This is a genomic window from Caecibacteroides pullorum (assembly GCF_019239235.1).
Taxonomy (GTDB): Bacteria; Bacteroidota; Bacteroidia; order Bacteroidales; family Bacteroidaceae; genus Bacteroides; species Bacteroides pullorum.
Genome location: NZ_JAAZTS010000007.1, coordinates 65,078 through 89,922, shown reverse-complemented (window position 1 = coordinate 89,922; position 24,845 = coordinate 65,078). Strand labels below are relative to the sequence as shown.

The following is a 24,845-nucleotide window of genomic DNA, read 5'->3' as shown; positions in this document are numbered from 1 at the left end:
AAGGTAATAAAAGAAACGCAGACAAAAACGAATGATGATTATTTTCTTTTGTCTGCGTTCTTATTTATAGTAGTTTCTTTAATTCTTCAATATCGGGTAGTGCATTGCGCAATCGCTCGGGCATATCTTTCGTTGCCCTATAAGTTGCAACGCCCATAGGCTTGTCATAGTCTCGAATAGCAAACTCAACGAATGACTGATTCATATCGCGACATAACAGGATGCCAATTGCAGGGTTTTCGTGTGGTTTCCTTACATATGTGTCAAGAGCCGACAGATATGTACTCAATTGTCCTAAGTATGAAGAACGGAATTTCCCTGATTTTAGCTCGACGGCAACGAGTGAGTTTAGTTCTCGATTGAAGAAAAGCAAATCAACAAACATTTCCTCTCCCGAAACCTCCAATCTGTATTGGTCGCCTACGAAAATAAAATCTTGTCCGAAGGTCAGGATAAACCTTTTGATGTTATCCACAATGGACTTTTCGAGCACACGTTCGTTCAAGTCTTCATCTTGTGTATCAAGTTCTTCTACATTGATAAAATCCAACAAGTATTCATCCTTGAATGCGTTTACTGCCTTTAATGCCTGCTTTGTACTCGGCATTGTAGCGGTGAAATTATTGGGGAGCGTTCCTCGGTGGTTGTACAAATCAGCCTTGAGATAATCTCGCAAAACGTATTTATTCCAAAACCGTGTGGCTGATTCGTGGATATAGAACAAGCGGGCTTCTAATGATTTTGCTTTTGTTATAATCTCAATATGATGGCTAAAACCGATGGCAACAAAGTCCGCCCAATTAAATTCGTCAGCCATCGGCTGGCGAATTTCAATAAGCAACATTTGCTCGTTAAGTTCCGAATCGCTAACCGCAGTTAGCGTTTTATTTTCGTCAGCCATTGGCTGGCGATTTATAACAGGCGACCACTCTTCGTAGAATGAACGCATATTCTTTATGTTCGATGCCGAGAAACCACGAAGCCCGGGCAACTCCTTTTGCAGTTGCTGGCTAATGGACTCAATTGCACCTTTGCCCCAGAAGCCCTCACGAGAATTTTTAGAAACATAACAACCTATACCATAATACAATGACAATTGTTCCTTATTAGCAGAAGATGCTGCACGATACTGACTACGCAATATCGCTTCCTTAATAACCCGTACCGCCTTGGCGTATGTCTGTAAATCGCTCATATGCTTATTATTTGCCAACAAAGGTACAAAAAGAAATGTGGATAATACGGATGTTGTCTCTTTTTCTTTCTACAAATCCAGCAAGGTTAGTCTATAAACAAATCTTTTGAGATTTGAAATATTACAAAAAGACACCCCAAAAAATTGTAATATCATTTATTTATACTATCTTGGTATACAGGATAATAGCATGGTAATATTGTTAATAATTATATAATCCATATTATTATGAATGATAATAGTTTTAAAATGTGTATTGATTGTGCTAATAAACAATCGAGAGTTAATTTAGCAAAGGGGACATATTATTGTCCTTTTATAAAAGAGATTCTTCCTAATGGAATTGTGTATTATGATACAGATGCTACAGAATGTGTTAATAAAGGCATTTTTAGAGAGATTAGCTCAACAGACAGTGGCAAATAACTTATCTTTGACAGGAAGAGCCCGTCCTAACAATTTGAGACAGGCTCTTTTAATATCACCAAGATTCTTATCTACTCGAATAGTGTAAGCTATGGTTATTATGCCTACTATGATTTGTGAACAACTTAAAATCGGCTGTGGTTATTAAAATCTTTCTACTATTGTTGCAGAAGAAACTTTTACATATTTCTGTCCTGCATTATGTATTATTGGAGTATACTCATTCTTCATCGCCCCATATTCTCCACTACTGGTAGTATTACCTGACACTGCATGAAATTTTATACGTAGACCATTATCTGCTATTTTTGATATACAATGAAAATAGCAGATAATCAAGCTACCCACTTTAACCTCTATAAACTGGACCTCATCACTTGGACATTTTACATTTAGTTTTGCTTTTGTAAAATTTTCCCCAAAGATTGTTTGTAATCTGTTTATGTTGTTGTTTGAAAGATGAGCATTATATTTATTCGAAATAGGAGACATAAATTCTTTAACAGCACTAATGTCCGCTTGTAAGGAATTTAATTTATATCGTTCTTCTTTAGAAACATGAATTTCATTGATGATATTCTGGAGTTCGTCTAAACGGTTGTATATTTCTTCATTTCGTATTTGCTCAGTGGGAAGTTGTAAAAAAGCTTCTATTAAATTATTAAAATCAGTATATGCAACATCACAAACATTATTATACTGCGCAAAACTATTTGCAGAAGAAAATAATAAGCACAATGAAAATAAAATATTCCTCATAAAAATCATTTTATTGAACTGGTAATCGTTTGATGGTTTGTTCTACTAATCCCCATTGTAGTTACTAATATAGAATATCCGTTCCTTTCTTGTAAACTAAATATCAATGCAGGCATTGTTACTACACCTTTGTGTATTTCATAAACTATTAATGTATCATTCTTTTCAACTAATGTCAAGCCCTCACTATCTTTTGTCATCTTCTGAGAAAACTTATCAATATCCCAACCATTTTCAGATTTGTTCCACATAAAGTTTACAAACTTTCCATTACCCTCAAATAACATAGAAGAATTATCTTCTTTTGATTTGTGCATATATGACGGAACATTAAAACATAGAGATGTTTCCGAGTTTTTATATTCTATCATATCATAAGCTTTATTTTTACAAGCAAACAAAGTAATAACAATCATTATTATATACAAAATTTTCTGCTTCATTTTTTAATCTTTAAGAATTACAACTTCTAATAATACTTCCCAATATAGCCAATACAAAACCTGCAATTATCCAAGAAACAGCATATTGTAGTGATTTTTCCGCAGTTCCTTTTACAGCTGCCTTAGAAGCCTCTTTAAATGATTTTAAAAATTCATCTACAAGTTCTTTGGCATATTTTCTTGCATCTGCGATATCGTCTTTTAGAATATCATCTTTTATATCATAGTCATATTCGTACTCTTTTGAAAAATCGTTGTCTGATACCTTATGAGAATTAAAGGATAATTGTGCGTAAAAGATATCATATTCTTGATTATATCTTTCTCGTTTATTCGTATCTTTCAATATTGCATACGCCTCATTTATATCTTGCATGATATTTGTCACATCAGTTCCTGGATTTTTGTCTGGATGCCATTTCATAGACATTGCACGATATGCTGATTTGATTTCTTGTGCAGTAGCGTGTCTATGAATGTCAAGTATTTTATAATAGTCTTTAAACATATCGCTTACTTTTGCAAGACAGGGGTATCGTTATCATTATTATCTTTTTTCTCGCTTTTCCAAATCGCTTTTATACCTCCTATTAACCCCATAAGGAGAATCAAATTGATAAAAGTAGGCGAACTCCCTGAACTTTTAATACCCGCAGTTATTGGAATTGTAATGATAAAAAATAAAAATACAACTCCTACTGTAACTAAAATTTTTGCTAACTTGCTCATTATCTTTCTTTTTTGTTCCTTGGTGTGCCTACAAAGTTAGTTTATTACAAGAAGCGTGGCACTGCAATGCCATCTTCTAAGTCGGAGGTCGTAGGAATAACCTTAATTCAGAGGGTATGGTAATAGCAGCCCACGCTATAGCGCGAGAAACCATTACGCTTTTTCTCTCTGAATAGTCTTGAATTTCCTACGTTCCCGACTTCGAGATAAGCATAACGCTTCTTCTTTTTCTCATATGTCTTTGGATGGAGTTGCCTCAATCCAACTGCAAATTACAAAAAAGCCGTAATAATAAGCACACTATGGGCAAATTATTACGGCTAAAGGTTGCGTTTTATAGCTTCATAGGCATTGCGTACCATTTCGGCAGTTACATAGGCTTCTCTATCCGACAGGCGTTGATAGTGCTTGATGATTTGAGCCTTAATATTATCCAAAGCAAGATTGATTTCTCTTGCTTCCTTGCTCTTACCTTTGGCTCTGTTGCCTTTTACATCCCAAAGCTCTTTTGCAATGGTACGCTTACAACTGAATTGGGCTACTGAGCCGTTGATTGTCACTCGTCCCATGATGGGAACAATACCGTTTTTCTCCTTGCTTGCGTTCACGTAGAACAGCACCTTAAATGTACTTCGCATAATCCAATCTTTTTTGGTTACAAAATTAGTTGTCAGCGAGTTATACATTGATACGCAATATGATGCAGAACTATGAAACGTGACGACACAAAGAAAAATCTTACTCGTTTTCGGGTAACGATTAGGCAACCGTTCTATTTCATTACCTTGCGTTTCTTTGCTAAATTGCTATTTCCCGTATTTCCGAGATTTTCAGTGTAATGCGTTTATTATCAGTACAAGATGCACTATTATTCCGATTTCGGTTGATTATTCCAGCGTTTTCTATATCTTTGTATCTAACAAAATCCCAAGCAACACCTGATTATGGAACTGGACGCATACAAATTAGAACTGGTACGTGAAATCATCAATGGTTTCAATAGCGAAGCTTCCTTGACCAAACTGGCTGCAGCCTGCCACCTGATACGTAACGAAGAAGCAGGCGAACAACTGGCAGCCATGCCCTCCGATTTGCTGTACAAACTAATGGACAAGGCTGTATGTGAGGACAAACAAGGAGAAAGCTTAAGTGACAAAGAACTGGCTCAAGAAATACAGTCATGGTAATACGCTGGTCGAAACAAGCTATTGAAAGCCTAAGGAACATTTTCCGCTTCTATCAACCTCAGACTGGGGCTGATACAGCCCGTAGAATTGTCGGGGAGATTCGAAACGAAACGCGCTATCTACTTATCTTTCCAGAAATGGGAAGTCGTGAAATCATAAACGGACAGCCTTCGGACTACCGTTATATCGTCAAACATCATTGCAAGATTTTCTACCTAATTTATGCTGACCATGTCCTCATTGCTTTTATATGGGACACACGACGCAATCCGCAATATCTGGAAAGCTTACTAAACCAATAAACCTTCCTCTTTTTCTCCTCTCGATTTCCTCATAAGTGAGGATTGCACGTTCCGTGGATTTTCCCTTACTTTGCGGCCGAAAAAATAAGACTGCAATGAAGAAATCTGTTTGGACCTTCCTCGCGTTGCTGACCGTCGGAGTAACGCAAACAGCCTGGGGCGAAGAAGCCCCCAAAGACTCTACCAAAGTAGTGGACATCGAAGAAGTGGTGGTCATCGCCACGCCCAAGGAAAACAGCCGCCTGCGCCAGCAAGCCCTCTCGGCCACTTCTTTCTCGCAGGCCGACATGCGGGGTAATGCCGTCCGCTCGGTCAAGAGCCTGTCGTCACTGGTGCCCAACCTCTTTATACCCGACTATGGCTCGAAACTGACAACCTCGGTCTATGTGCGTGGCATCGGCTCGCGCATCAACACGCCGGCCGTGGGCCTCTACGTGGACAATATCCCCTTCATCGACAAGTCGGCCTTCGACTTCAATTACTCCGACATCGAGCGCATCGACGTGATGCGCGGCCCGCAAGGTACACTATACGGACGCAACACGATGGGCGGACTGATACGTGTCTTCACCAAGTCACCCTTCACCTATCAGGGGACGGACCTCACACTGAGTGCCGCCACCTACAACAACTATAAGGCCAGCGTCAGCCACTACCACCGCATCAGCCCCCAGTTTGCCTTCTCCGCCAACTTCTTCTACGAACACAAGGGAGGTTTCTTCAAGAACTCTTACTTGAACGAGCGCGTGGACAAGGACGACGAATTCGGCGGCCGCTTCCGTGCCATCTACCTGCCCAAGGAGAACCTGAAGCTGGATTTCACTCTGAACTATGAATATACCAACCAGGGCGGATACCCGTATGAATATACCGGCGTGACCGAGGGCGAGGAAGACCGTGCCGACTACATCGGCCGCATCGCCTACAACCACAAGAGCGGCTACAGGCGCAACCTGCTGAACGGCGGCCTCAACCTGGAGCATCAGGCTGATAACTTCATCCTGAGCAGCGTGACGGGCTTTCAGTTTCTGGACGACCACATGGACCTGGACCAAGACTTCACGGAACAAAACATCTACACCATGATGCAGAAGCAGAATTCCAAGACCGTGAGCGAGGAACTGGTGCTGAAGTCCAAACCCGGCCGCCGCTGGCAGTGGACCACAGGCGCCAGCGCCTTCTACCAGTGGCTCGATACCGACGCGCCCGTCACCTTCGAGCAAGATGGTGTGAAAACGATGATTGAGGACAATGTGAATAGTGCTTTCCCTCAAGATAATCCTATGGCTCCCCAGCTGAAGTTTACGGTCAACAATACGACCTTGCCTGTGCCTGGTGTCTTCAGCACTCCCATTCTCAATACAGCCTTCTATCATCAAAGTACTATTAACGATATTTTGGTCGATGGACTGTCGTTTACAGTCGGCTTGCGCCTTGACTACGAGAAACTCATGATGGATTATAATACGGGATGTCAAATGAACTTCGACTTCAGCATGAAGATGCAGATGCCGGGTATGCCCTTCCCCATCCAGGCCGAAGCCCTCGACAAGGATGCTGTGGCCAGTTTCATTGGGCATGAGCAAACCGACTATCTACAGTTGCTGCCCAAATTTGCCCTGCAATACGACTTTGACCGACAGAACAATATCTATGTTTCCGTCACGAAGGGTTACCGCTCAGGCGGATATAACATACAGATGTTTTCCGATGTCATCAGCGGCTCTCTGATGGGAGTGACGATGGATGTACTGGCTCGAGACGAGCAGTTCAAGAAGTATGCGCAAATGTTTGAACAGTTCAAGAAGGAACCGCAGGACATCCGCGAGGCCACGCTCTACCGCCCCGAATACTCATGGAACTACGAGGTAGGCTCTCATCTGACCCTCTGCGACGGCCGCCTGCAGGCCGACCTGGCAGCCTTCTACATGGACACGCACGACCAGCAGATTTCGCGCTTCGCCGCCAGCGGACTGGGACGCATCACCGTCAATGCCGGCAAGAGCCGTAGTCTGGGTGCCGAAGCCGCCCTGCGTGCCCAACTGACCGATGCCTTAAGCCTGAGCGGTAGTTATGGCTATACGTACGCCACATTTACCGACTACGTGGTGAGCAACGAAGTGAATTATAACGGGAAATATGTGCCTTTCGTTCCCAAACACACGTTCAACGTGGGTGGTCAATACATTTTTGCGATGAAGGCAGGCGCATGGCTGGACGACATCACCCTCGACGCCCACTATAAGGCTGCAGGCCGCATCTACTGGACGGAGGCAAACAATGCCAGCCAGGCCCTCTACGGTACGCTGAACGGACGGTTGAGTCTCAATAAAGGCAACGGGCAGATTGCCCTGTGGGTGGACAATGCACTGAACAAGCGCTATCAGGCCTTCTGGTTCGAAACCATGAGCCGCGGCTTCGCCCAGATGGGACGTCCCATACAGGTAGGCATCGACCTGCGTTGCCGCTTCTGATGCCCCCAGCCTGGCATTTTTCTTCCCCAGTCAAGGATTTATTTTTTCCCAGTTAAGAAAAAACCATTTCTTAACTGGGAAAATTTTATAATGTTTCACCAACTTTCTTTTCAGGGAAATTGATGCGGAAACGTGTCAGCCCGTCGGGCCAGGTGCGAAGCGAGAACGTACAGCCATGCTTGCTGAGCACTTCGCGGATAAAGATAAGTCCGATGCCCTGTCCGTTGGGCTTGGTAGAGAAGAAGGGACTGAACAATTTCGCCTCCACCTCGCGTGAGATGCCTGCACCTGTATCTGCCACTTCCAAGACGGCAGGTGAGGCCGACGTGCGAATGTAAATGTCGCCCGACCGGCCGATGCTTTCCGCCGCATTCTTGATGATGTTCACCAGTACCTGTTCGAAGAGGACAGTATCCATCCACACCAAAGGATTGTCTGCACACAATTCATTGTGCAGGGTGATGTCGCGGTCGCGGCAGATGGTCTCCATAAACCGCTTGCAGGCAGACACGCGATCGTTCAGGCGCACCTGCTCCAGTTGCGGGTCGGGTATCTTCACCACGTTGGCGAAGTTGGTGATGAAGCGGCTCATGCCATAGCAACGCTCCACACAGACCTTCATCACGTCGCGTAGGTCGGCGGTGTCGTCCATCTCCTCCAGCGCTTCATTAACGGTCTCTAGTGTGGATGTGATACCCGCCGTCGTGTTGTTCACCTCGTGGGCTATCATACGAATCACTTTCTCATATGCTTTCTTTTCCGCCTTCACCACTTCCGACGTCAGACTCTCGATGAGGATAAACGGATGGGGGAAGCCACGATCGACAAACGAAAGGCGCGAGCAGCGATAAATCATGGAGTCGTTCAGGCGAATGGTATCGGTAGAATCCTTGTCCAGCCGGTTGATTTCTTCTGCCAGCGGAGCATCAAGCGCACTGAAGTTTTTGCCAATCAAATCGGTCTGCGACGTATAGCCCAAGAAACGGAGTGCGGCGGCATTCAGCATCGACACCTTGCCGTCGAAGTCGAGAATGATAACGCCCATCGGCGACACGCTGATGAGCAGGTCGAGAAAATGGTTCTGTTCACGCAGGCGCAGGCGTTCGTTCTTCAGCTGGTCCATCATGCCGTTGAACATGGTCACAATGCGATCGGCCTCCGCCTGCCCCACTTTAGAGAGGCGACTGCTGAAGTCCTGCTCGCGTAGCAGGTCGATACCGTTGGCAATGCTGTTGAGGGGCATCACCAGCTTGCGATAGAAATAGACCAACACTATCAGGCTGAGCGTAGTCACTCCCTCGCCCACGTAGAACAAGGTCTTTCCCGACTCAAGCGCCAGCATAAGCAGAATGCCCCACACCACAATCAGCAGCAGGGCCAAGAGGAAGAACAAGGTTTTCAGTCGCATGGCACAGCAGGATTAATCGTTGGTGCTGATACCGTATTTCTCCAGACGGCGATAGAGTGCCGCACGGCTGATGCCCAAGGCTTGGGCCACCTGCGAAAGGTTGTTCCCATGCTTTTCGAGAGCCTGAAGGATGGTTTGCCGCTCCATCTCCTCGAGCGTCATGCCTTGCAGGGAGACGGTCTGCGGTGCACTTGTAGGATGGTACTGCTGCTTGAAGTCGTCTGCCGTCAACACCTCCTTGCCACATACCAGCAACGTCCGCTCCACAAAGTTCTTCAGTTCGCGAATATTACCCGGATAGGGCAGGCTGCTCAGGTAGTCCAAAGCATCGTCAGTCAGGCGGACGGGTGCGAAACCATCAGTCTGGCAACGTTTTTCTATAAAATGGCGGGCCAGCAGAGGGATGTCTTCACGCCGTTCACGCAAAGCTGGCAAGTGAACCGTTATCAGGTTGATGCGATAGAAAAGGTCTTCGCGGAAGGTATGCTCACGCACCATCTGCTCCAGGTCGGCGTTGGTGGCACAAACCACGCGGACATCCACCTTGCGAGGCTGACTGTCACCCAACGGCTCGAAGGTCTGCTCCTGAAGCACACGCAGGAGTTTCACCTGGCACGAGAGGTCGAGTTCGCCAATCTCGTCGAGGAAGATGGTACCCTTGTCGGCCAGTTCGAAGCGTCCCTTACGGTCGGACACAGCATCGGTGAAAGCGCCCTTCTTGTGGCCGAACATCTCGCTCTCGAACAACGTCTGCGACACACCGCCCAGGTTGACCTTGACAAAAGGCTTGCCACGTCGAGGACTATTGCGATGCACCGCCTCGGCTATCAGCTCCTTACCCGTACCGCTCTCGCCCGTCACCAGGATGGAGGCGTTCGTCCGTGCCACGCGCTTTACCGTGGCCAACACGTCCATCAACGCCTTGCTGCGTCCGATGATGTGGCTGCGGTCAAAGCCGTCGTTGTCCGTCAGGGGCTCGTCGGCTTCCTGTCCTCCTGCCGTTAGTTCAAGGGCTGTCTCGATGCGCTGCATCAGGGCCGCGTTGTTCCACGGCTTGGTGATGAAGTCGAAGGCTCCTGCCTGCATGCCCTGCACGGCCAGAGGAATACTGCCCCATGCCGTCATCAGAATCACAGGCGTCTGGGGGCAGAATAGCTTGACTTGCTTCAACAAGGTCAACCCCTCCTGACCATTGGTGGAGAGGCTGAAATTCATATCCATCAGAATGAGTTGCGGCGTGGTGGAACGCACCGCCTCAATGGCCTCCTTGGGACCGGAGACCGCCTTCACCTCGTACTTCGCCCGCTTAAGCATGAAGCTAAGCGAAGAACGGATGGCACTGTCGTCATCTACAATTAGTATCATAATGGCGCAAAAATAAACATTATTCCGCGAACCGCCGCCTCATCGGCGCACAATCTTGTCGAAGTCAGCATCGATACCCGTGCCGGCCACGAAATCCCACAACGTCAGGCTGCGCAGCTGGTAGTAATAGTACCAGTAGTAGAACAGCTCGGTGATGTGCTTGCGACGCGCCTCGTCCTTCTGTGTCTGTGAGTCGTTCAGGTCGAGGGTGGAGATTTTGCCGATGAGGAAAGTCTCCACGTTGGTGTGGTAACGCTTGCGGGCGATACGGTCGGCTTCGTCGGCCAGGTGGAGCTGGGCCTGCTGGTTGTTGAACTGCTCTACCAGGATGAAGATGTTCTGGTTGAAGTTCATCGACTCCTGGCGCAGCTTGCTCTCGGTCACCTCGCGGTTGCTCTGTGCCACCTTCACCTGACCGCGACGCTTGCCCCAGTCCAGAATGGGTATCTTAAAGCCCACCTCCACCACCTGATTGTCTTTCAGACGGCGATAAGCACTGTCGAAGCGATTGTCCGTACCCGTAAAGCCCACCTGAGCGAAGAGGGTGATTTCGCGCATGTTGCCCTTTGCCTTGGCTACCTCGTAATCGGCCTCCAACTGACGGCGGCGAATGTTGTGGGCAAAAGAATTGTTTTTCAACGCCTTGTCCAGCACCTCGTCATAGTTGAGCAGGACATCGGGCACAGAGTCGGGCACCACAGGTTCCAACTCCTCGTCCTCGCCCAAGGCCAGGAACGAGCGCAGGGCGAACATGTTGCTCTTCAGCGAGCTTTCGTTCGAAGTCAACGTGGAGCGGGCATCGAGCACGTTCAGCTCCAGCTGCAGCAGATCGTTCTCGCTGATCTGTCCCATGCGGCGCTTGGCCTTCGCCACCTCGTGAAGCTTCTCGGCGTTGGCCAGATTCTGACGGGCGATGTTAACGTTCTCGCGGGCCAGCAGAAGGTTGAAGAAGTGGTTGATGGTGGTCATCGTCACCTCCTCCGTGGCACTGAGGAAGGCTGCCTTCGCCTCGGCGTAACGCACGGGCTCGATACGGCGGTCCCACTTAATGGTATTCACGCCGAAGATGGGCTGGTTCAGCGTCAATGCCAGAGGCACGGACATGAAGCGGTTGCCCACGGTGCCGTCCATCTGGCGCAGGAAGTCAAGCGACGTGTTCAGTGAGAGCGTACCGCCCGTCAGCCAGATATTCTGGTCGATAGAAAGCTGGCCGCTCATCTGCATGTAGTTGTTACGCACGAAGGTGTACGAACCGTCGTCCTGCTGGTAGGAGTTATAGCTCTTGTTATACGAAGGTAGGGTAGCCGTCAGGTTCACTTCCGGCAACAAGTCGGCACGGAAGGTGCGGTACTCCCAGTAGGCGGTTTTCAGTTCGTTCAGGGCCACAGCTGCGTCCACACTCTGCACGCGAGCCAGCAGGATAGCCTCATCCAGCGTGATGGGACGATGATGCACACTGTCGGCAGCAGCAGGAGCGGCGGCGAAAGATGCCAGCGGCACCCATGTCATCAACAGGAAACAGAATTTCATTCTCATATCATATATACTATTAATCGTTAGCAAAAGTTATTCATCGTGCAGCGCCTCGGCGGGCTGTATCTTCATGGCCTGACGGGCGGGATACCAGATGCCGACCATGATAATCAGTGCCATCAGTAACAGTGCCAAACCAAAGCAGCCTGCAAAACGCCCGCCCGTCGCATCCATCAGCGTGTGAACGGTCAGGTCAGCCAACTGGATATTGAAAGCGATGACCAAGGCGGGCACGGCAGTCATCAACAGGAGCAGAAGACCCTCCAACAGGAAATAGGCCATCACCGACTGACGGTTACTGCCCATCGCCATGCGGAGCGCCACCTCGCAACGGCGCTTGCGCGTGCGGTACCAAAATGTGGCAAAGACGCACAGGAAGACGTTGAACAGGAAGAAGGCCGCCACGGCATAGACCGTGTTCAGGTAGTTCACCGTGCCCTGCTGCACGTCGTAGGCCGCCTTCATGTCGTCGTACGAACGAATGGTGTTCAGGTAGAAGATGCCACGGTCGAACACAGGCTGCATGTCGCGGCGGAAACGCTCGGCGAAACCGGCCACCTGGTCGGGCGCGACACGTATCGCCACGTTCTGCCAGAAGAGAGCCTTCTGGGCAGGCAGATAGATGAACGGCTCGTAGCGTTCGTAGTCGCTCAGCTTGTGGCGGGGCAGGACGGCTGCCACACGATAATTGGTCTGCGGGCGGGCCGACTTCAAGAAGTAAGGGTTAAAGCAGGTCTTGCCCACGGCGTCGGCCACATTGGGCAGATGAAACAGCGAATCGGCCAGGTCGGCACTCATCCATACCGGCATGGGATATTCGGCAGGCGACCAGTGCGCCTCGTCGGGCTGCCCGGCCAAAGGCTTCAGGCGAAACACGTCGAAGTAAGAGGACGTGACGTAGCGGATGTAGCTGTGCACCACGTGCGTCGAGTCGCTGTGCGGTGCATAACCCTCGAACATGGCGTCGTCCGTATAGGGAATGCTGCCATGGTAGGCGCAGACGGCCTCCACGCCGGGATAATCCTTGATCAGATTGTACAGGTAGGTGAAGTCCTCGCCCGCCCGCCGGTTGTCGGCGTCGTTGATGACCTCCAGGGGCTTCGTTGCCACCGTCAGGTCGAAGACGCACGAGGTGTCGTAGCCCTTGGGCTGCCAGGCCGCCCCTTCGTAGTTATAGACCAGATCGATACCATACCACAGCAGTACGGTCACGATGCACAGCTCCGTCCACAGCCAGACGTTGGCGCGGCGCTGATTCCATATCTGATTGAACAATTGTCTCCACATGTTTATTCTCCTCCGGTTAATGTGTACGAAATACTGCGATGCACCGCCATCCAGGCCGGGAGCAGGGTGGACAGCGCATTGAAGACTAGGCACGCCGCCAGCACTGCCAAGAACAACGACGGACGCAGCAGCAGGTCGCTTCCTAGCACAATGCCCTGCAACTCGACACCACCCGTGCCGAACAGCCACGTGCCACCCGCCACGACCAAGACACACGACAGGGCGTAGCCCAGCACGCCACCTATCAGCGTGGTGCCCAGACTCTCGATGAAGAGGTGGCCGATGATGTTGGCATTCGAAGCACCATACGCCTTGCGGATGGCAATCTCGCCCAGGCGGCTCTGCATCTGGGCATGGACCAGCCCCGAGATGCCCACCGCGGGAACGACCAGCAACACTACCAACAGCAGGGCGTAGACCAGTCCCGCACTGATGTTACCGTCGCGGAAAAAAGTGTATTCCGTATGCGTATAGAGCTTCGGATCCTTCAGAATGTATTCCAGGCCCTGACTGTTGAGCTGTGCCAGGCGGCGGTCTACCTCGGCGCGGACGGCGGCCGCCGATGTGCCGGGCGACAGGTGGAGGACGGCATAGCGAAAGCCTATCAGACCCGCAGTGGCGAGGTTCGGATCGAGGTTGTCCTCATTCATCAGGGTGAAGGGCTCCCAGACATCGGCGTAAGCGGTCTGAAAGATGGAGCTGACGTCGGCCACCACGCCCACTACACGAGCCTCCTGGAAATCCAGCAACAGCTGCTTGCCCACCGCCTCGGCGGCTCCGCCGTACAGCTGGCGTGCCAGGCGCTCGCTGATGACAATGAAACGCCGCACCACGCCGTCCTCACGATTGCGGACGAGCCGCCACTCGTCATCGGCCTGCTCGAAAGCGGCGCGACCGGCATCGTATTCAGCCTGTGTGAAGGGACGGCCCGCCACGAAACGGTAGCGAAAGAAGTCGAACCAGTTGGCAGCCACGGCACGAAGCATCACCGACCGGCGGTCGGACGAAGCGGGCAAAGCACAGACCGCTTTGCTCAGTCCGCCATGCCACGTCAGCTCGTCCACGCCGGGCAGATTGTCGAAAAAAGCATGGAAAGCGGTGGGGCCCAAGGCGCGGTAGCCCCACATGTTCGAACCATCGGGACGCATGCATTGGGTGCCGTAGTTGTAGAGCACACGGCTGCGTCGGGTTTCAGGAGCCACGTCCGCCGTACGGAAGTCATAGACCATGACCACTACCATAACGAAGGCGATGGTGACTGCCGTACCCACCACGCACACCGCCGTGTAGAAGCGGTGCTGGCCCAGCAGGCGGAAGAACGAACGCAGGTTGTGTAACAAAGAATGTTTCATGTCAAAAAGCGGTTTATCAGAGATTCATGATTACTCGTCGTGCAGCGCCTCGGCGGGCTGAACCTGCATGGCGCGGCGGGCGGGATAGCATACGCCCACGACAATCATCAGCGCCATCAGCAGCCACGAGAGCGCGAGGGCGAGCACGAAGCGCGGCGCGTCGAAGGGCAATCGGCCGACGTCCACCAGCTCCGCCACGCCGAGGTTCAGCGCCACAAGGGCGGCAGGCACGGCGGCCAGCGTGAGCAGCAACAGGCCCTCGGCCACGAGGCGGAGGAAGATGCCCCGCCGCGTGCTGCCCATCGCCATACGGAGCGCCACCTCCTGACGGCGGTGCTGCGTGCGGAACCAGAAGGTGCCGACCACGCCCAGGAAGATGTTCAGCAGCAGGAAGCCCAGGATGCAGAGCTGCGTCTTGACTTCGTTGACGTCTTCCAGCTCCTCGATGTGCTGCAGCTGGTCGAACGAGAGGACGTCGAGCACGTAGACGTTGCCCACGCGGTAGAGGCGGTCGGCCTCGGCCATGAGCGTCTCGGCGAAGCCGTGGTCGGCCTCGGGCGTGACGCGCACGCTCAGTTGCAGGTAGGCGGGGTTCTCGTACTCCACCATCACCTCGCGCGGGAAGTCCGTCGCCAGGAAGGGTCCGCCCCACTGGTCGGCGGTCGTGAAATGGTTCCAGCGCATGGGCTCGGCAACGCCCGCCACACGCAGGCTGTTGTCAGTGTCCGGCTTCCACAAGGACAGCCGGCGGCCCAGCAGCTCCGTGGCGTCGGGCCGACCCAGGGCGTCGCAGTCCGCCGCCGCGTTGCGCGAGAGGACCATCGTGCCCGGCCCCAGCACGGCGGCCAGCGAGTCGGAGCTCGCGGTGTACACCGTCCGCCCGTCGGCGCCCTGCACGGCCACGCCGCGGATGCGGAACAGGCGCATGTAGTCGGGCTGCGTCAGGCGTAGCATGGCGTAGACGGGCACCGTGTCCACGAAGGCCTCAATGCCGTTGCTGCCGTCGCCGTAGGGGATGCAGTTCTGCGAGATGGCCACCGCCTCCACGCCGGGACGGTGGCGCAGGCGCTCGGCTATCTCCAGCAGGTCGTCCATGTCGTCGCCCACGGTGCGGCCGGGCGTGTAGAGGGCGGAGTTCGGCGTCAGGCGGTTCACCATCAGGCAGTAGCAGTGGCGCGTGTCGAAGCCCATCGGGGCGAAGTAGACGCGCGCCGTCACGCAGCACCAGTCCACGATGTACCACAGCACCACGAAGACCACCAGCAGTTCCAGCGCGAGGAAAAAGTTGCCGCGCCATTCGTTTCGCAGTTGAGTAAAGAGTTTTTTCATCATCGTTTCTTTCGTTCGCCCCCCTCCCGCTGTGGGGAGGGGGAAAATTAGTAATCCATTCTGTCAAGTCTCCGCGTCCGCCGCGGTTGTCGGGCGGAAACTCCCGGGTTTTGCCCCGTTTACCACGGTTGACGGGCAGAAACTCCCGAGTTTTGCCCCGTTTACCACGGTTGACGGGCAGAAACTCCCGAGTTTTGCCCCGTTTACCACGGTTGACAGGTAGAAACTCCCGAGTTTTGCCTCGTCCACCACGGTTTTCGGGCGAAACTCCCGAGTTTTGCCCCATCCACCACGGTTGACGGGTAGAAACTCCCGAGTTTCGGCCTGTCCGCCTACCGCTTCCCGTTGATGGCCTCCACGATGTTCATCCGCGAGGCGCGCCAGGCGGGGATGCCCGCGCTGAGCAGGTTCATCAGCAGGCAGAAGAGGAAGGCCGCCAGGAAAATCCAGGGGCTGAGCAGGGCGCCCGCCGTCAGGCTGGTCTCGCCCGCCAGATAGGCGTTGGTAGAGTTGCCGAAGAGGAAGCCGTTCAGCACGAAGGTGGCGGCGTAGCTCAGCGCCAGCCCCAGCAGGCCCGCCAGGCAGGTCAGTAGCAGGTTCTCCAGGAAGACCTGCCGCATCAGTTCGTTCGCCGTGGCGCCGAAGGCCTTGCGCACTCCGATTTCCGCCATCCGCCGGCGCATCCGCGAGAGGGTCATGCTCGAGAGGTTGATGGCAGGCACGATGAGCAGGATGAGCATCACCACGACGTAGCGCAGCACCACGCCCTGCACGTCGGGCTCCTGGCTCCACGTGCGATAGAGGTGGGTGAACTGCGTGTCGGGCTGGCCGCGGTAGAACACCTCCACGCCCTCCTGCGCATCGTTGTACTTCTGTCGCAGGCGCTCGCACTCCTCGCGGATGGCGGGGAAGTCCGCCCGGCTGCGGGCCAGGATGACAGCGCGCATCGGCCCCATCAGGTTGTAGCCCCACGAGTTGGCCTCCGCGTTGCCGGCCGTATAAGGTATCCACACTTGGGCGTAGGCGTCGGTGGCCAGCATGGAGACGTCGGCCACCACGCCGCACACCTGGAAGTCCACGTGGTTCAGCTCCACGTGCTGCCCGCTGACGTCCGTCCGCCCGAACAGGCGGCGCGCCACCGAAGCGGCGATGACGGCGCGGGGCAGTCCGCTGCTCACGTCGGCCGTCGTGAAGGGCTTGCCGTCGAGGAAGCGGAAGCGGAAAACCTGCCAGAAGTCCTCGTCGGTCTGCACCATGTCGGCCGACAGCTTGGCACCGGCGGGCAGCGAAACGCGCACCTTGCCGGGGTTCGACGCCAGGGTGACAGCCTCGGCCGTAGTCAGCGCCTTGAAGCATTCGCGCCCGGTCTGTACCGACATGCTCGAGTTGGCAGAGCTGCCGCTCAGGTCGCCCTTGGCACGGTAGGACATGTTGGGCACGTAGAGCGAGCGGCTGCGGTTCACTTCCGGCTCGCAGTCCGCCGTCCGCACGCGCAGGGTGATGACGATGACCATGATCATGCAGATGGACAGCGCCGTGCCCAGCACGGAGATCCAGCTGACGACGGGATTCTCGCGCAGGTGATAAATAGCTTGTTGAATATAGAATCGTATCATGTTCAGCGAGTGATTAACGGTTAATAGTTAGAGGCCTTACTCATCGTGCAACGCCTCCGCCGGCTGTACCTTCATGGCACGACGGGCAGGAAGCCCGATACCGATACCGATCATGGCGGCGATGAGGACAAACGTGGCGGCGACGCAGAAAGCCAGGCGCGTCCACTCCAGCGTAGTGCCGTTGCGCCAGCTGTTCAACTCGAAATGGGCCAATAAGACGTCGATAATGATGGCAGGCACGGTGACGATCAGCAGCAAGAACATGCCTTCGCTCATCAGGCGGCCGAACACCGCACCGTCCGTGGCGCCCATCGCCTTGTGCAGGGCAATCTCGCCGCGCCGTTGCTGCGTGCGGAACCAGAACGTACCGAGCAGTCCCAGGAAGATGTTCAGCAGCAGGAAGCCCATACCCACAACCAAGTTGCGCATCTGGCTGGTCTCGCCTTGCTGGAAGCTGTGACGGATGTCCTTGAAGCTCCTGACGTCGCTGATGTAGAGATTACCAATGCGGAACTGCTTCTCGCTGTCGGCCTTCAGGTTCTCCATAAAGTTCTGGTCCCGGTCGGCACGGACGCGGACGCAGAGCTCGCGGTCGGCGTTCCACCACCCTTCGTCCAGCAGGTTCATGTTGAACACCATGGAATAGCTGGAACGTGCCTGACTGAAGTCGTCGTAGCGCACATTCTGCAAGACGGCGCCCAGGCGAAACGTTTGGGTTGTGTCCCCGAACAGATAGAATTCCTTCTTGCCTACCAGCGACGTCATCGGGACGCTGTACTTGCGATACAGGTTGTCCGAAGCCAGGAAGTCTCCCCGCTCCAATATTTCAGCCAGCTGCTCGGGCGTCTCGCCACGCGCCCCCCGGTAACGGAACACGCGTACGAAGTCGGGCGTCACAATGCGGCGGATGGTCCAACGGGGCGCATGAAGCGTGTCGTAATCCACTTCCGCAGAGCCGTTGCTACCATTATAAGGATAGGAATTTTGCGACAGGCTGACCGCTTCCACCTCGGGGCGGCGGCGCAGGCGTTCCACCAGCTCGCGCACTTCGTCGGTCTGTTTGTGGGTATCGCTATAGGGGGTATAGTCGGGACTCTTGTCGGTGAGCACGCCCATGGTTATCAGGTAGCAATGCTCCGTATCGAAGCCGCGCGGCTCCATATAGGTGGCCAGGCGGCAGTAAAGCAGGTCGATGATGTACCACATCACCACGCTCACCACCAGCAACTCCAGCGCCAGCCACAGGTTGCTGCGCCACTCGTTGCGTATTTGGGTAAATAGTTTCTTGTTCATAATGTAATCCTATTTTATACATTCACATCACTGCGCCTTGCCGTTAATCGCCTCCACGATATTCATCCGCGACGCCCGCCAGGCGGGAATGCCGGTGCTGAGCAAGTTGAGCACGAAGCAAAAGAGCAACGCCCAGCCGAAAGTGGAGGCATGTATCAGGATGGAGGCATCGACCACGGGCGGATTGAGCGCAGTAGTCCAGTCCTGCACAAAGAGGGTATCGCCCAGCAGGAAGGCAAAGAGCAGGCTGATTATCAGCCCCAGCACACCTGCCAGCAGGGTGACGATGAAATTCTCGCCCAGTATCTGCCCCAGCAGTTCCATGCGCGTGCAGCCAAAGGCACGGCGCACCCCGATCTCCGCCACGCGACGGCGCAGGCGACTCTGCGTCATGCTGCTCAGGTTGATGGCAGGCACGATGAGCAGGATGAGGAAGATGATGAAACGGGTCCAGCGGGCAGCCGTCACATCCGGCTCCACATTGGCGCCGGCTGTCAGGGCGTTCTTCTCCTGGTCGTAGGGACGGTTGCGGTTGATGATTCGATAGCCGTTCTCGCCTATCACCTTATTGAATTCATCCAACCGGCGGGCAGCCTCCTCGCGGATGGCGGGGAAGTCGCTGCGGTCGCGGGCCAGGATGGTGCAACTCATTTGGCCCATCAGGTCGTTCTCCCACGTGTTGTTCACCTGGTCGGTCGAGGTATAAGGAATCCATACCTGCGCGTAGGCCGTTTCGGCCAGCGTCGATACGTCCTTCACCACGCCGCACACCCGATAGGGCGCATGGGCCAGCAGGAATTCTTTTCCCACGGCCTTCGTCGTACCAAACAGCAGGCGCGCCACACTTTCGGTGATGACGGCCACCGGTCGACCGGCATCGAACGTGGCCTGATCGAAAGGCTTACCGTCGGTGAAGGCGAAGTCGAACACCGTCCAGAACTGGCTGTCCGTCTCGCGCACATCGACCGCCGTAGTGGGCTGGCCGGGCAGGCTGACCGGCTTGGGCAGAGAATATACCACATAGACGGTGACGGCCTCGGGCGTCGTCAGCTTGCCGTAGATTTCTTTCAGCGAAGCTGCGCTCCACGGACCGTTGCTGTTGCTGTCGCCCCACGCTTCGTTAGTGATGCTGCCCCACTTCACGTGCAGGAAGCGGTCGCGGTTGCTTTCGGGCGCAAAAGGTTCGACCTGCACCTGTTGCATCATCACCACCAGCATGATGAGGAAGATGGAAAGGGCCGTACCCGCCACCGTCACCCCGCTGATGAGCGGCTGCTGGCGGAGCTGCGCCCAGGCTTGTTGAAAATATTGCTTGATCATCTTTTTAATGAAGAATTATGAATGAAGAATGAAGAATTTAATGAATAAGAAAGGTGGCATAGGAAGAGCCAATTCTTCATTCCTCATTCTTCATTCTTAATTTTTAATCGTTTCGTATTCACACTGCCGATGCCGCTGCGCGATATGTCGGCCTCATCGGCACTCCCCTTCAGTTCCAGGCTACCTACGCCGCCCATGCGTGCTTTCAGGTAGTCGCAATCAACGTTCACCTCGGCATCGCCCACTCCGTTCAGGCTGACGGTGAAGCGGCTACAGGTCAGGTCGGCCACTTCGGCAGAGCCTACGCCGTTGATGCGAAGCGTGAAGTCGTCCAGCTTCAAAGGCTCCTTACACTCCAAGCTGCCCACGCCGGTCAGCTCAACCTCCTCCAGCGTGGGAGCGGTGACATAGAGCTTCAGGCCGTCAATGTTCTTGACAGATCTCTTCTCCCCCTTCTTGAAAGCGATGATCAGGCAACCGCCTTTCACCTCGGTGGTGGTAAGCTTCACCCATTTCTCCTTGCCCTCCAGGCGGAGCGAATACCGGTCGCCCTGCGTGAAAATGACATTGGCCACCGATGTTATCTTGATGGAAGAAAAGCCGTTCACTTTGCGCACTTCGCTCACCTTCCCGTCCTGCGCCCATGCGCCTACTGCCGCGGCAAATGCCAGTACCAGTGCAATCATGATTCCTATAATGTTTGTTTTCATTGTCTGTCTGTTTTGTCGGTTTGTTATGCGTTATCCTATCTGGCGACCGTCAAAGAAGCGCACCGTGCGGCTCGTCTGCTTGGCCTGGTCTTCGTTGTGCGTCACCATGACGATGGTACGCTTGTCTTCCTCATTCAACTGATGCAGCAGGTCCATGACCTCGGCACCCATCTTCGAGTCCAGGTTACCTGTCGGCTCGTCGGCGAGGATAATCTCAGGATTACCGATGATGGCGCGGGCGATGGCTACACGCTGGCACTGACCGCCGGAAAGCTGCGTGGGCATGTGGCGCATACGATGGCTGAGGCCCACCTTCCTCAACACCTCTTCGGCGAGACGACGGCGTTCCTTGGCAGAGACCTTACGGTAGAGCAGCGGAAGTTCCACATTGTCTATCACGTTGAGCGAGTTGATCAGATGGAACGACTGGAAGACGAAGCCCAGGTTCTGGTTACGGAAAGCAGCCAGTTCCTTATCTTTCATACCCTCCACGCGGGTACCGGCTATTTCGATGGTGCCGCTGGTGGGTGTGTCGAGCAGCCCCATGATGTTGAGCAACGTGGACTTGCCACAACCCGAAGGTCCCATGATGCTGAGGAATTCCCCCTGCTCTACAGTCAGGTTCACGTTCTCCAATGCCTGTGTTTCAATCTCGTCTGTACGGTAAATCTTGTTGATACCTGTTAATTTGATCATGTCCATAATTGTATGTTGTTTATAGTTATTGTATTCTCTGTGGTGAACTTAATTCAAAAGTCGTGCCAAAATCACGCATCACTGATTATCTGTATTTTAGCAAAAAGAAGGGTGTCCGAAAATGAACACCCTGTCCGTTTTTAGCGTACGATTTCACTCGTCTCTCAACGCCTCGGTAGGCGGAATGCTGCTGATGCGGCGGGCCGGGATGTAAATACCCACCAGCACCACAACCAGCAGAATGAGGTAGATGATGAGCGACACGATGGCGAAGTGCTGCCCGAAGTGGTCCACCCAGCAGGGCATGGTACTCTTCATCCAGGCGCTGCCCTTGCTCAGTCCCTCGCTGAGCCCGTATTGCAGGTAGAGGAAGCAGCCTATCAGGGTAGCTATCGTCGTGAGCACCACACCTTCGCCCAGCAACTGGAGCCGGATGCGGCGCGGCGTAGCACCGTAGGACAGCATGATGCCTACCTCCTCGCGCCGTGTACGGGTCTGTAGCCAGAAGGTACCGACAACACCTAAACAGAGGTTGACAAGGAAGAACAGGGCTATACTCAGGTTGCGGCGATAGAGTGACGTCGCAGTACCAAACTCACTGATCCGGTTGATGCTGTCGTACGACTGCAAATCGCGTGCATAAAGGTTACCAACCCGCATCTGGCGAACCATCCAAGGACGGAACTCATGCAGGAAGCGGTCCATGCTGACACCCTCCTTCAAACGGATGACTACGTGCATATCGTTCACACTGGAAAGAATATCGGGATGCAATATCGGCTCGAAGGCGACAGGAACAGGACGCCAGTCATTGGTGTACTTGAAAGTTCCTACCGCACCTACGACAACGGGCAAATAGATCGTATCCGTCTCGTTCGTCATCCAGCAACGCAGATTCTTGTTGTAAACACGGGTGTGAAACAAGGCTTCCTGTGCATACTCACTCAATACAACATTCATCCCGCCATACGTATGGTCCGACAATTCTTCGGGCGTCATGCTGCCCTGCACGGGCCTGAAGCCGAATGTTTCAAAGAAATGGGTATGTGGCAGAAACTCAACATACATAAGGTCGAGTCCCACTGTATCACCTTCTGCCATCAGGGTGGAAGTACTGCTTCCTTGCGAACCGGGATATATGAAAGAAAGTACGGGAGTGGCCTGCTCTACATCGGGATGCTGGCGGGCACGTTCCACGATATTCAGATACGCCTGCATCATCGAGGCAGAGTCGGTAGCCTGGGCATCATAGCCCGGCGCCTGCGGTTGCAACATACCGACGGACACCATGCAGAGGCGGTCGGCATCGTAGCCAAGCGGGAGGTGACGGTCGTAGGTCACCACAATGACGGGGTCGAAGATGCTCCACGAAAGGACAGCGACCAGTATCAGTTCGGCCAGCAGCCAGCCGTTGCGGCGGCGACGGGCCCATAGGGTTTTCAAGATAAGGGTAAACATAAAAATGAAGAATGAAGAATGAAAAATGAAGAATTTATACGAATGAGGAATTTATAGAAATGAGGAATGAAGAATTTATACGAATGAGGAATGTCAATGTCAGCATCCGCATGGCAATTCTTCATTCTTAATTCTTCATTCTTCATTAAATAATTATCTTTTCTCATACAGCGAATACACAATCGGTTTGCGGAGCGACATCCACGCCGGCAGAAGGGCCGACAGCAGGTTCAGCGCCAGACAGAGTAGGAAGGCGATGCCAAAGACGGCAGGCGCGAAAAGCATCTCGCCCGACACGTAGACGTTGGCATCCTGCGGAGCCTCCACCATCCAGTCGTTGAGCAGCGTGAAGATCCATTCGCGGCTCAGGTAGACGGTGGTCCAGGCCAGTATCAGGCCCAGCAAACCGCCCGCCAGCGTCAGGAAGAAGTTCTCCCACATCACCTGCGAGAGCAGCACCCTCCTGCCCGCACCAAACGACTTGCGCACGCCCATCTCGGCCAAGCGGCTCTCCATGCGGCTGGCAATGAGGCCGCTCAGGTTGAGCGCGGGCACGAGCAGGAGCACCAGCACCACAACAACCAGATAGGCCACCGTCTTCCAGGGGTTGAAGCTGGCGTCCGACGGATAGCTCTGGAAGACGCTCAACCAGTGCGAAGTGGGCTGCTTCCATAGCTCCATCTGCCACTGCTCCTTGTTCTGCAGGTTCAGCCGCCTCGTCACGTCCGCGATTTCCGCCCGCAGGGCATCGGCCTGCGCCCCGTCCTTCACCAGGAAAGTGACGGAAAAGCCGCCGCAATAGGGGAAGTAGGCGGCAAGCGCTTTTCTGTAGTTCGGGGCGGTCGAATAAGGCAGGTAGACCTGCGCATACGACTGCGAGGTGAGGAAGCTGGCACCGCGCACCACGCCGCAGACCCGACAATTCACATAGTCCAGCGAGAACGAACGCCCCACGACTCCCTCGACGGTGCCGAACAGGCGGCGGGCCAGATCGTCGGAGATGACGGCCTCGCGGATGCCGCTCTCCAAGTCGGCTTCGGTAAACGGATGCCCCTCCAGAAAACGGAGCGGATAGATGCGGAAGAAGGCAGGGTCCACCAGCTTCACCGCCGGACGGAAATCACCGCTGCGGTCGGCGGGCTGGATGTAGCCGCTCTCCTCCATGTCGTTTTCCAACCGGGCCGACACCGCCACCACGTTCTTCAGCGGATACACCCAGTCCTGAAGAGCCTGATAGGACAAGCCGGACTGCCACGTCGATTTCTTCTCATCCGAATGGAAACTGGCGCTAGTGAGGTACAAGATGTTCGCCCGGTTCTCCTCGGGGTACACAGGTGCCAGCTTCACGTAATAAACCAGCGCCATCACAACCGTCATGGCGATAGCCAGCCCCGTGCCGGCAATGTAGAGCGTACTGAACAGGCAGTTCTGCCTGGACAACGCAAGGGCTTGTTTGAAATAGGTCTTTAGCATAATCATCAAAAGCCTCATCCCCGGCCCCTCTCCCAAAAGGATGGGGGAAGGATAGGGCGGTCATTTTATTTGTTACATTCTATAATATATCCTTTATCGTGCGGGGCTGTCAGACGAAGTGTCGCCAGCCGACGCCCCTCAAAATCCATCATCCATTCGGTCCAGCCTCCGCATCCACCGCGGTTGTCGGGCAGAAACTCCCGAGTTTCGAGCCGTTTACCGCGGTTTTCGGGCGACTTTCCCGAGTTTTGCCCCGTTTACCACGGTTGACGGGCAGAAACTCCCGAGTTTTGCCCTGTTTACCACGGTTGACGGGTAGAAACTCCCGAGTTTCATGCCATTTACCGCGGTTTTCGGGCGACTTTCCCGAGTTTTGCCCCGTTTACCACGGTTGACGGGTAGAAACTCCCGAGTTTCATGCCGTCCGCCGTCTCGGATGGGGCAAAACTCCCGAGTTTCGGCCTGCCGCTTCCCCTTGCTTCGGGGCTGA

General features: G+C 53.5%; 22 protein-coding genes and 1 pseudogene. 4 read left to right on the top strand and 19 right to left on the bottom strand.

Translation table 11 applies throughout. The annotated features are described in order from the left end of the window. Nucleotides 1–64: 64 nt before the first annotated feature. Nucleotides 65–1,195, bottom strand: coding sequence for a PDDEXK nuclease domain-containing protein (locus HF894_RS06960; protein WP_204971993.1), 1,131 nt, complete (start codon nt 1,193–1,195; stop codon nt 65–67). Between the two features lie 228 nt (nt 1,196–1,423). Between HF894_RS06960 and HF894_RS06955 the strand changes: the two genes are divergently transcribed. Beyond that, on the top strand, nt 1,424–1,621 hold the full coding sequence (locus HF894_RS06955) for a hypothetical protein (protein WP_204970295.1): 198 nt from the start codon (nt 1,424–1,426) through the stop codon (nt 1,619–1,621). Between the two features lie 144 nt (nt 1,622–1,765). On the opposite strand, the gene HF894_RS06950 is transcribed toward HF894_RS06955, so the two are convergent. From HF894_RS06950 to HF894_RS06930, 5 genes and pseudogenes are all read right to left on the bottom strand, one after another. Then, complete coding sequence (locus HF894_RS06950) at nt 1,766–2,380, bottom strand: hypothetical protein (protein ID WP_204970294.1); 615 nt, start codon at nt 2,378–2,380, stop codon at nt 1,766–1,768. 5 nt (nt 2,381–2,385) lie between these two features. Then, on the bottom strand, nt 2,386–2,823 hold the full coding sequence (locus HF894_RS06945; RefSeq protein WP_204971991.1) for a hypothetical protein: 438 nt from the start codon (nt 2,821–2,823) through the stop codon (nt 2,386–2,388). A 10-nt stretch (nt 2,824–2,833) separates the two neighbouring features. Continuing rightward, nucleotides 2,834–3,331: a J domain-containing protein gene (locus HF894_RS06940; RefSeq protein ID WP_204971989.1), complete on the bottom strand. Its 498-nt coding sequence runs from the start codon at nt 3,329–3,331 to the stop codon at nt 2,834–2,836. Nucleotides 3,332–3,336: 5 nt separating this feature from the next. Further along, nucleotides 3,337–3,552, bottom strand: coding sequence for a hypothetical protein (locus HF894_RS06935; RefSeq protein ID WP_204970291.1), 216 nt, complete (start codon nt 3,550–3,552; stop codon nt 3,337–3,339). A gap of 335 nt (nt 3,553–3,887) precedes the next feature. Next, nucleotides 3,888–4,193: pseudogene (locus tag HF894_RS06930) on the bottom strand (Arm DNA-binding domain-containing protein); the annotation flags it as partial. Nucleotides 4,194–4,496: 303 nt separating this feature from the next. On the opposite strand from HF894_RS06930, the gene HF894_RS06925 reads away from it, so the two are divergent. From HF894_RS06925 to HF894_RS06915, 3 genes are all read left to right on the top strand, one after another. Continuing rightward, a complete protein-coding gene (locus HF894_RS06925; RefSeq protein WP_021846959.1) occupies nt 4,497–4,739 on the top strand; it encodes a hypothetical protein in 243 nt (80 codons plus the stop codon). Then, entirely contained in the window at nt 4,733–5,041 is a 309-nt protein-coding gene (locus tag HF894_RS15355) for a type II toxin-antitoxin system RelE/ParE family toxin (RefSeq protein ID WP_021846960.1), read from the top strand. The genes HF894_RS06925 and HF894_RS15355 overlap by 7 nt, the downstream gene beginning before the upstream one ends. Before the next feature lie 95 nt (nt 5,042–5,136). Continuing rightward, a complete protein-coding gene (locus tag HF894_RS06915) occupies nt 5,137–7,515 on the top strand; it encodes a TonB-dependent receptor (protein ID WP_204971987.1) in 2,379 nt (792 codons plus the stop codon). An 85-nt stretch (nt 7,516–7,600) separates the two neighbouring features. On the opposite strand, the gene HF894_RS06910 is transcribed toward HF894_RS06915, so the two are convergent. The 13 genes from HF894_RS06910 to HF894_RS06850 form a co-directional block, all read right to left on the bottom strand. Further along, nucleotides 7,601–8,923, bottom strand: a complete 1,323-nt coding sequence (locus HF894_RS06910; RefSeq protein WP_204971985.1) for a sensor histidine kinase — start codon at nt 8,921–8,923, stop codon at nt 7,601–7,603. 12 nt (nt 8,924–8,935) lie between these two features. Next, the gene (locus HF894_RS06905) at nt 8,936–10,288 is read right to left on the bottom strand and encodes a sigma-54-dependent transcriptional regulator (protein WP_021846963.1); all 1,353 of its coding nucleotides are present in this window, start codon (nt 10,286–10,288) and stop codon (nt 8,936–8,938) included. A 39-nt stretch (nt 10,289–10,327) separates the two neighbouring features. Continuing rightward, entirely contained in the window at nt 10,328–11,818 is a 1,491-nt protein-coding gene (locus HF894_RS06900) for a TolC family protein (protein WP_204970163.1), read from the bottom strand. A 36-nt stretch (nt 11,819–11,854) separates the two neighbouring features. Next, nucleotides 11,855–13,108 carry an ABC transporter permease gene (locus HF894_RS06895; RefSeq protein ID WP_204971983.1) on the bottom strand — a complete coding sequence of 418 codons (1,254 nt, stop codon included), beginning with the start codon at nt 13,106–13,108 and terminating at the stop codon, nt 11,855–11,857. Between the two features lie 2 nt (nt 13,109–13,110). After that, nucleotides 13,111–14,460, bottom strand: a complete 1,350-nt coding sequence (locus HF894_RS06890; protein ID WP_204971980.1) for an ABC transporter permease — start codon at nt 14,458–14,460, stop codon at nt 13,111–13,113. 30 nt (nt 14,461–14,490) lie between these two features. Beyond that, complete coding sequence (locus HF894_RS06885; RefSeq protein ID WP_204972045.1) at nt 14,491–15,789, bottom strand: FtsX-like permease family protein; 1,299 nt, start codon at nt 15,787–15,789, stop codon at nt 14,491–14,493. A gap of 332 nt (nt 15,790–16,121) precedes the next feature. Then, entirely contained in the window at nt 16,122–17,405 is a 1,284-nt protein-coding gene (locus HF894_RS06880) for an ABC transporter permease (RefSeq protein WP_204971978.1), read from the bottom strand. Nucleotides 17,406–17,441: 36 nt separating this feature from the next. Further along, entirely contained in the window at nt 17,442–18,698 is a 1,257-nt protein-coding gene (locus HF894_RS06875) for an ABC transporter permease (RefSeq protein WP_204971976.1), read from the bottom strand. 27 nt (nt 18,699–18,725) lie between these two features. After that, nucleotides 18,726–20,018, bottom strand: coding sequence for an ABC transporter permease (locus tag HF894_RS06870; protein WP_204971973.1), 1,293 nt, complete (start codon nt 20,016–20,018; stop codon nt 18,726–18,728). Between the two features lie 83 nt (nt 20,019–20,101). Continuing rightward, entirely contained in the window at nt 20,102–20,728 is a 627-nt protein-coding gene (locus HF894_RS06865) for a GIN domain-containing protein (protein WP_204971972.1), read from the bottom strand. A gap of 30 nt (nt 20,729–20,758) precedes the next feature. Next, nucleotides 20,759–21,424 (bottom strand): ABC transporter ATP-binding protein, encoded by a 666-nt coding sequence (locus HF894_RS06860; protein WP_204972044.1) that lies wholly within the window; start codon nt 21,422–21,424, stop codon nt 20,759–20,761. A gap of 153 nt (nt 21,425–21,577) precedes the next feature. Continuing rightward, nucleotides 21,578–22,882, bottom strand: coding sequence for an ABC transporter permease (locus tag HF894_RS06855; protein WP_204971970.1), 1,305 nt, complete (start codon nt 22,880–22,882; stop codon nt 21,578–21,580). Nucleotides 22,883–23,035: 153 nt separating this feature from the next. Further along, nucleotides 23,036–24,355, bottom strand: coding sequence for an ABC transporter permease (locus tag HF894_RS06850; protein WP_204971968.1), 1,320 nt, complete (start codon nt 24,353–24,355; stop codon nt 23,036–23,038). Nucleotides 24,356–24,845: the final 490 nt, after the last annotated feature.